The organism is endosymbiont of Riftia pachyptila (vent Ph05) (genome assembly GCF_000224455.1).
Lineage (GTDB): Bacteria > Pseudomonadota > Gammaproteobacteria > Chromatiales > Chromatiaceae > Endoriftia > Endoriftia persephonae.
Genome location: NZ_AFOC01000011.1, coordinates 44026 through 52106, shown reverse-complemented (window position 1 = coordinate 52106; position 8081 = coordinate 44026). Strand labels below are relative to the sequence as shown.

Here is an 8081-nt window from a genome sequence, read left to right as displayed (position 1 = left end):
TCCATGCCGTCGTTCGCAATAGCCAGCTATCCCCGACAGAGATGTAGGGGAGGGCGTGAGTAGGGAGTGGTAGTTTTAGGTGCGATTTGTGCCTTGAATCTGAATATTCTGAATCACAATCGACTTCGTCCAGACTTAATCTGCGGCTCCTTAGAGGGTTTGGATGGCGTCGGTTTTGGCTGCCATGATGAAGTCATTGTGATGCAGACCGCGAATCTTGTGCGACCACCAGGTTATGCTCACCCTGCCCCATTCGGTCAAAACAGCGGGGTGGTGTCCTGCGGCCTCTGAAATTCTTCCGACCTTGTTGGTAAAAGCGAGTGCTTCTTCAAAGTTGTTGAAGGAAAAAACCTTTTCGAGTTGCATCACTCCATTCCTGACTTCGATGTTCCAATCTGGAATCAGTTTGATCAGGTTGGCCAGTTCAGATTCAGATACTTGCGGGGCATCGGCTCTGCAAGCCTCACACTGTTCTTGAGTCAAAGCACTCATATTCATCGCTCTCTTTGTCGATAAGGCTGGAAATAGACTAGTATCGAGAATTATTCCTCAGTTAATTGAATGAGTTTAGTGAGAAACTGCGGGGTAATTAGCAGCGGCTAGGAGGCAGTTCGACGTTGAAAAAGAAGCATGCACTGATTGTCGATGATTCCAAAACGGCGCGCCGGGTTCTGGCAAAGAAACTGGACAGTTTTCATGTCGATGTCAGTGAGGTTGGCTCGGGCAAGGAAGCGATTGAATTCCTCAAAAAGGCGCAGCCTGATGCGGTATTTATGGACTATCACATGCCAGGGATGGACGGCATCCAGGCACTGAAGTTCATCCGTCTCAATCCGGAGACGGCATCGATCCCGGTGATGATGTACACCTCCCACTCCGAGAAACTGAAGCCTGAACAGGTCAAGGCGCTCGGTGCAGTTGGAGTGTTGCCGAAGAATCTCGACAGTAAGGACTTCGAGATCGTCATCAGCATGTTGAAGCTGGAGCCTGAGGGTGAGCCCGATAGCCAGTTCGTCGACAGCATGAATATTGATGAGACACCAAGCGTACAACTGCTCGATGGGGCCAGTGAAATCGCGGAATCATCCCGCATGCTGCATGATGCCGCACGCGAGACCGAAGCCTCAGTCGGCTCAACACGACTGCGCAAGCAGATCGCAAAACTGCTGGCGCAGCATCTGAAATTGGTAAGACGACATATCGATGAGACTTCCCGGCAGACTGTTGAGGAGATGGAGAAGGGTAACAGTGCCATCGAAAACAGGTTGCTGGAGATGCAGCAGGCAGAGGCTGAGCAGAGCAAGGCTGGTGGTCTATCATGGGTAATGCTGCTGTTTCTATTGCTGCTTGGAGGTGGCGCACTTCTGCTTTCAGGTTGGCGAAGCGAAATGCTCGAGGAGCGCAACACGCTGCGTGAGCAGATCACTTTGATGGAAAAAGCGCGTGCTAACTACGACGAGCAGGCAGATTCTTTGGTCAGCCTGCTTGAACAGCAAGGTGGTGTGTCGATTGGTGATAAGGCAACCGGGATTACTGCGGCAGAACAGCCGGAGGCCTGGCTGAAACTGCTTGAGTGGGCGCTGAACCGAGACCTTGAGTTCGCCTATCGGGCGGTGCCATTTGACGACAAGATGGTGAGTTGGCTCTCCCAGGCGCTCGATCATCTCAGCAATGCAGGCTTCAGAGGGACGCTTCTTTTGGAGGCGCGTTATGGGGATTTTTGTCTGACTGGAAAACCAGACGCGCAGCTTGAACTGGCCGTTGATCAGGTGAAGGGGGCTGACTGCCTCTTCTCGCGTCAGCTATCTGCAGATGGATCGACTCGTAACGAACTGCAAAGCATCAGCTTTACCAACTACATCAACTCCTCCCCCAGGTTGAGCGCTGGCCCGATTAAGGTGCAGGTGAAAAGAGGGGGGTATGATGCGCCTGTGGTGCCCTATCCGGAGGCGCGGGAGGAGGTGAGCGCTGCCAAGTGGAACCAGGTCGCCGCCCGCAACCAACGCATTCAGGTCCGCCTGCTGCCGGCAGTGCAATAAACTCCAGCCATTGGCACAACACAGGTTCCTGCGTGCTGCCAATGGCGCATCCTCTCCGCGCGTTGTGCTAGGAGGATGCGATCGGCGGCTATCGATTTTCAACTGCCCAGACCGCCGCCTCGACCCGGGACTTGAATCCGAGTTTTTTCAGCAGATGTTTGACGTGTACTTTGACTGTTGCTTCCGCAATATTCAGGTTCCTGGCAATGACCTTGTTGCTCTCGCCTTGGGCTAGGTGGGTCAAGATCTCCTTCTCCCGCTCCGTCAATCCCGCATCGTCAACGTCTTTCGGACGCTGGGAGGTTTGATGCATGGCCCGGGCCAATGACTCCGCGATATTATGCGACATCACCAGCCTCCCTTCGGCCACCTCGCGAAACTTGACCATCAGCTCCTCTGGCGGCATGTCTTTGAGCAGATAGCCGTCTGCCCCGTTGCGCATGGCGGCGACAATGTCATCCTGTGCATCAGATACGGTAAGGATGACAATGCGGGCGACGGTATCGCGCTTCTTCATCTCCACCAGGGTCTCGATGCCGTTCATGCCATGCATGTTGAGGTCGAGCAGTACCAGGTCTGGCTGCAGCTGTTCAACCATCTCGATACCCTGCTCGCCGTTGTCTGCCTCGCCGACGATCTCGATCTCGGGAGTGAGGTCCGCAAGCTGTTGCAACCCCTTGCGTAATAACGGATGGTCGTCGATCATCACCACGCGTTGGACGGTTGAATCACTCATATCGCTACATCTGCCTGCTGATTGTTGTTCTGGTCGGGGCTTAGTTGTATGGGTGTGAAGGTGACGCTGACCCGGGTGCCGCCTTCGCCGAGGGGCCGGATATTCAGGTCGCCGTGCAGTGACCGGGCCCGCTCCTGCATGATGGCAAGGCCGTAGTGGTGACTGCGTTCCGCCTCAGGCGGCATGCCGATGCCGTCATCCTCCACGCTGATCTCGATACGGTTGTCGGCAAGCTGCTCCAGGGTAACATTGGCGCTGGATGCTGCCGAGTGGTAGGTCACATTGGCTAGGGCCTCGCGTACTATCTGTAATACATGGATCTCTTCGTTGGCGCTGAAGGGGATATTCTGTGTATGGTTGTTGAGGGTGATGGCGACCTTGTTCCGCTTGTTGAACTCCGCCACTGTCTCCGCGAGCGCGGTAACGACATTGCGGCCATCCATCTGCAGGCGAAAGGTGGTCAGAAGTTCCCGCAACTGCCGGTAGGAGGCGGCTAATCCCTCTCTCAGTTCTGTCATTACCTCTTCGATCTGCGATTTTTCCGCCTCCCTGTCCATTAAAATTGTGAGGCGGGTGACCTGTATCTTCAGGTAGGAGAGGGATTGGGCCAGTGAATCGTGCAATTCCCGCGCAATCACGCTGCGTTCGTCGAGCAGAGCCAGTCGTCTGCGCTGGATGTCACGGCGGCTGACCCCGACGGCGATACCAATGTGCTGGCCAAGGGTTTCGAGCAGCTGCATCTGCCATGCTGCGAGATTGGCCCCAGGCTCTTTCTGCAGCAGCAGAACCCCATAGTTGTGCTCCTGGTCATGAATGGGGATCGAAAGGATCTTCGAAGAGCCCCCATGATGCTTCCGTGTTAGCAGTTGGGTGTTGCCGTTCCCGAGGCAGATATGGCATGCCTCAGTGCTGCACATAGGGGGCACAGGGCCATTGAGGGCTACCCGGTAGGCCTTGTCGCCATCCTGTTCGGGAGTCAGGCAGAGGGTGCCTGAGCGGATTCCCACTACCCGGCTGATATCCTCCAGTAGCGCGTGGTAGGTCTTTTGTGAAACCGGCACTTTGGTCAGCTGCTGGGTGGCGCTGTAGAGCAGTTGCAGGGAGAGATTCCTGGTCTGCAGTTCGGCGGTTTTTTCTGATACCCGCTTTTCCAGATTACCGTACATTTTCGACAGTTCGGCTGCCATGTTGTTGAAGGCAAGTCCCAATCGGCCAAGTTCATCCATGCCGATATGCCCGACGCGAACACTGAAATTGCCTTTTCCCGCTCGCTCTGCTGCGAACAGAAGTTCACGCAGTGGCCCCAGGACATCGGTGTGAACCAGATAAAGGGTGCTGGCAAGTACCAGCAGGGTTAGCATCAGGCAGATACCCTGGATCAGTCCCAGCTTGTGCAGCCGCGATTCTGCATCCTGTTCCAGCAGGTAGACAAAACGGTCGATCTCCGCAACGAAGGGATCGACCAGGCTGCTGTACTGGCGGCGCAGTTGGTCAATGTGCTGTTCCAGTTCAGCGGTTGTCTGGGTGGTGGCCAGTCGATCCAAATGGCTGGAGAGCAGAGGATACATGACCTCTTGCCACTGGTCAGATATCTGGCGGTAGATGGTGTGCAGTGATTTGCGTTCTGTGTCCTTCAGAACCCTGGTTAGGCGTGGGCTTTCCAGGCGGCTGTGGAACTCCATGGCCTGTTTGCGTATCGCCTCCTGGTCTATGTGGCGGGACTCGAGGGTGGCAACGATGCGATAAGACTGCATGCGCAGGCTGCCGGCCTGATTGACCGCTGCTGCTACGCCATAGGTGGACCGCGCCATGATCACGGCGCTGACCATGCCGGTCAGGGCAAGTAGGGTGATGAGCCCCATCGCCAATCCCGCGCGTATCTGTAGTGACTGACCGATAAACCGAAACATCAGTGCTCTCCCATGCCGGATGAGCCGCCTCTGCCGCCTTCCTCCAGCATCGCCGGGTCAGGTGCTCGGCTAGTTTTTTTAGGGTTAATCCTTTTGCTTTTGCGGTTAAGCAAAAGTCCGCTGCATGACGCCATCATAAATCTTTTTTTCCTTTCTTAACAATGCATTAGAGGTGTTACCCCCTCTAACTCAAAGGTGGTAGTCGAGTCTCTCGCTGGAAATCCGCGCTTGATTGAGATCAAGAGCCACGAGATTTGTGCGTCTTATCTTCCACGCCGAACCCTGCCGGAGATGCGAGATATGGCTACGCAGAGAACCAAACAACTATCCGTACTGACAATGAATACCCTAGCCTTTACCGCCTGCTTTGCGGTTTGGGTGATGTTTTCCATTATCGGGATACCGATCAAAGAGTTGCTGACGCTCAGCGAGACTCAGTTCGGCATTCTGATCGCTACGCCGATCCTGACCGGCTCCGTAGCGCGACTGCCGGTGGGCATCTGGACTGACAGATACGGCGGTCGTATCGTCTATTTCATCTTGATGCTCTGCACTATCCTGCCGCTTTACTTGATCAGCGAGGCGACGCAGTACTGGCAATTCCTGGTGCTGGGTCTGTTTGTCGGTATCGCCGGCGCCTCGTTCTCGGTAGGTATTGCCTACACTGCCCGCTGGTTTAGCAAAGAGAAGCAGGGTTTTGCGATGGGCATCTTCGGGGCCGGTAACGCCGGTGCCGCGCTGACCAAGTTTGTCGCCCCCTCGATTGTCGTCGCCTATGGTTGGGAGACGGTACCACAGGTCTATGCCGTCGCCATGTTTGTAGTGGTGGTACTGTTCTGGATATTCACCTATGAGGATCCCGAGCACAAGGTGGCTTCCCATGTCACGCTGGGTCAACAGCTGGCCCTGCTGAAGGATCCGCACATCTGGAAGTACATGCAGTACTACTCACTGGTGTTTGGTGGTTTTGTCGGTCTCTCCCTGTGGATGACCAAGTACTACATCGCCGAGTACGGCTTCGACCTTACCCATGCTGCGCTGCTGGCCGCGATCTTCGTACTGCCCTCCGGTGTGATTCGCGCCTTGGGAGGGTGGTTTTCCGACAAGTATGGTGCCTACAAGGTGACCTGGTGGGTGATGTGGATCTCCTGGGTCTGTCTGTTCCTGATGTCTTATCCGCAGACCGAGATGGTAATCAAGACCATCAATGGCGAGGTCAACATCGGTGTCGGCCTCAATGTTTGGGCGTTTACCGCGCTGCTGTTTGTCGTCGGCATCGCCTGGGGGTTTGGCAAGGCCTCAGTCTTCAAGTTCCTCTCCGATGAGTACCCCGACAACATCGGTGTCGCCTCTGGCATTGTGGGTTTGGCTGGCGGTATGGGTGGTTTTATGTTGCCGATTATGTTTGGTGCCCTGATCGATTTCACCGGCATCAACAGCGCGGTCTTCATGCTGCTCTATGGCGCCACCTGTGTCTCCCTGATCTGGATGCACTACACCTTTGCCAAAGAACACCAGGAGAAGGATCAGCAGATCGCCAAGGATCATGCCTATGACCAGTATGCTCGTATGCATGAGAACCCGGATGAGTATGTGGCCGCCCGTGCTGCTGTCGAACAGGCCGATCTGCTTGAGGAATTGATCACCAAATACAGCGCTGCTCGCGCCAAGGCTGAAGCGGAGGCGCAAAGGATCCGCAATGGCCAGACCAAGGGCAAGAGCGTCGACTGTCTCGAATAATTCAAACCACGCTATATAGAGAGAACGATTATGTCTGACATAAAAGAGTGGAACCCGGAGGACCCCCAGTTCTGGGAGTCGAAGGGAAAAAAGATCGCTAATAGAAATCTGTGGATTTCCATACCCAGCCTGCTCAGCGGATTCGCGGTATGGCTCTACTGGGGCATCATCACGGTACAGATGCTGAACCTGGGCTTCCCTTTTGAAAAGGCGGAGCTGTTTACCCTGGCGGCGATTGCTGGTCTGACGGGCGCCACCCTGCGTATCCCGTCGAGCTTCTTCATCCGCATCGCGGGTGGCAGGAATACCATCTTCTTTACGACGGCGCTGTTGATGATTCCAGCGGTCGGTGCTGGCTTTGCGCTGCAGGACAAGGACACGCCGCTATGGGTGTTCCAGATGCTGGCATTCCTTTCCGGCTTCGGTGGCGGTAACTTCGCCTCATCCATGTCCAACATCAGCTTCTTCTTTCCGAAGCGGATGCAGGGCCTGGCGCTGGGTCTGAATGCGGGTCTGGGTAATGCTGGTGTGACCACCATGCAGATCCTGATCCCTCTGGTGATGACCTTCGGCATCTTCGGTGGCGAGCCGATGATCCTGCAGAACACCTCGGGCACCCTGATCGGTAAGATCCCCGCCGGTTCAGAGACCTACATCTTTAATGCCGGTTTTGTCTGGCTGCTGCTGCTGATACCTCTGGCCTTCGCCGGTTGGTTTGGCATGAACAACATTCGTACGGATGAGGTCTCTCCCCATATTGGTTCCCCGCTCGGAGCCATGTCCAAGATCGCTGGTATGTTGATCATCGGCTTCATCACCGCAGCCATCGGTCTCTACATCATCCTGCCCGCCCCCACTGGACTGGGTGCGCCCGGTTGGGCCAAGTGGCCGGTCATCGCAGGTATCCTGTTCGGCACTGTCATGCTGATGAAGATGATCCCCGGTGACATCAAGCCCAATCTTAAGCGTCAGTTCAAGATTTTTGGCAACAAGCACACTTGGGTGATGAGCATCATCTACACCATGACCTTCGGCAGCTTTATCGGTTACTCCGCTGGTTTTGCCCTGGCCATCAAGGTGGTGTTTGGCTATCAGCATGTGATGGTTGATGGTTTGATGACGCATGATCTCGCCAACCCCAATGGCCCGTCGGCACTGATGTACGCCTGGATGGGACCTTTTATCGGTGCATTGATTCGCCCGATTGGTGGCTGGATCGCCGACAAGATGGGTGGCGCCAAGGTGACCCAGTATGTCTCCATCGTGATGATCGGCTCTGCCCTGGGTGTGGCCTACTATCTGCAGCAGGCTTACCAGTCAGCCACGCCGGAAGAGTTTTTCGTACCCTTTCTGATGCTCTTTCTGGTGTTGTTTGCCGCCACCGGCATCGGTAACGGTTCCACCTTCCGCACCATCGCGATGGTGTTCCCCAAGGAGCAGGCAGGCCCGGCACTGGGTTGGACCTCGGCGGTAGCTGCTTATGGCGCTTTCATCATCCCGAAGGTGTTCGGTGAGCAGATCAAACTGGCTACGCCAGAAGTCGCACTCTATGGGTTTGCCGTCTTCTATACGATCTGCCTGATCTTGAACTGGTGGTACTACCTGGGGCCGAAGGCTGAGATCAAGAATCCCTGATCGTTACCAGTAAAAAATCGG

6 protein-coding genes are annotated in these 8081 nt (G+C 55.3%); 3 read left to right on the top strand and 3 right to left on the bottom strand.

The features are described from left to right. Positions 1-150: 150 nt before the first annotated feature. A complete protein-coding gene (locus tag RIFP1SYM_RS03035) occupies positions 151-492 on the bottom strand; it encodes a 4a-hydroxytetrahydrobiopterin dehydratase (RefSeq protein WP_039959644.1) in 342 nt (113 codons plus the stop codon). A gap of 125 nt (positions 493-617) precedes the next feature. Between RIFP1SYM_RS03035 and RIFP1SYM_RS03030 the strand changes: the two genes are divergently transcribed. Then, entirely contained in the window at positions 618-2039 is a 1422-nt protein-coding gene (locus RIFP1SYM_RS03030) for a response regulator (RefSeq protein ID WP_005959171.1), read from the top strand. Between the two features lie 88 nt (positions 2040-2127). Here the strand turns inward: RIFP1SYM_RS03030 and narL are convergent, their stop codons facing one another. Both narL and RIFP1SYM_RS03020 read right to left on the bottom strand, forming a co-directional pair. Further along, positions 2128-2775 (bottom strand): two-component system response regulator NarL, encoded by a 648-nt coding sequence (gene narL, locus RIFP1SYM_RS03025; protein ID WP_005959170.1) that lies wholly within the window; start codon positions 2773-2775, stop codon positions 2128-2130. Beyond that, positions 2772-4685 carry an ATP-binding protein gene (locus RIFP1SYM_RS03020; protein WP_005959169.1) on the bottom strand — a complete coding sequence of 638 codons (1914 nt, stop codon included), beginning with the start codon at positions 4683-4685 and terminating at the stop codon, positions 2772-2774. The genes narL and RIFP1SYM_RS03020 overlap by 4 nt, the downstream gene beginning before the upstream one ends. A gap of 300 nt (positions 4686-4985) precedes the next feature. Between RIFP1SYM_RS03020 and RIFP1SYM_RS03015 the strand changes: the two genes are divergently transcribed. Together RIFP1SYM_RS03015 and RIFP1SYM_RS03010 are read left to right on the top strand one after the other, a co-directional pair. After that, complete coding sequence (locus tag RIFP1SYM_RS03015) at positions 4986-6425, top strand: MFS transporter (RefSeq protein WP_081417693.1); 1440 nt, start codon at positions 4986-4988, stop codon at positions 6423-6425. Positions 6426-6455: 30 nt separating this feature from the next. Then, on the top strand, positions 6456-8060 hold the full coding sequence (locus tag RIFP1SYM_RS03010) for an MFS transporter (RefSeq protein WP_005959167.1): 1605 nt from the start codon (positions 6456-6458) through the stop codon (positions 8058-8060). Positions 8061-8081 lie beyond the last annotated feature (21 nt).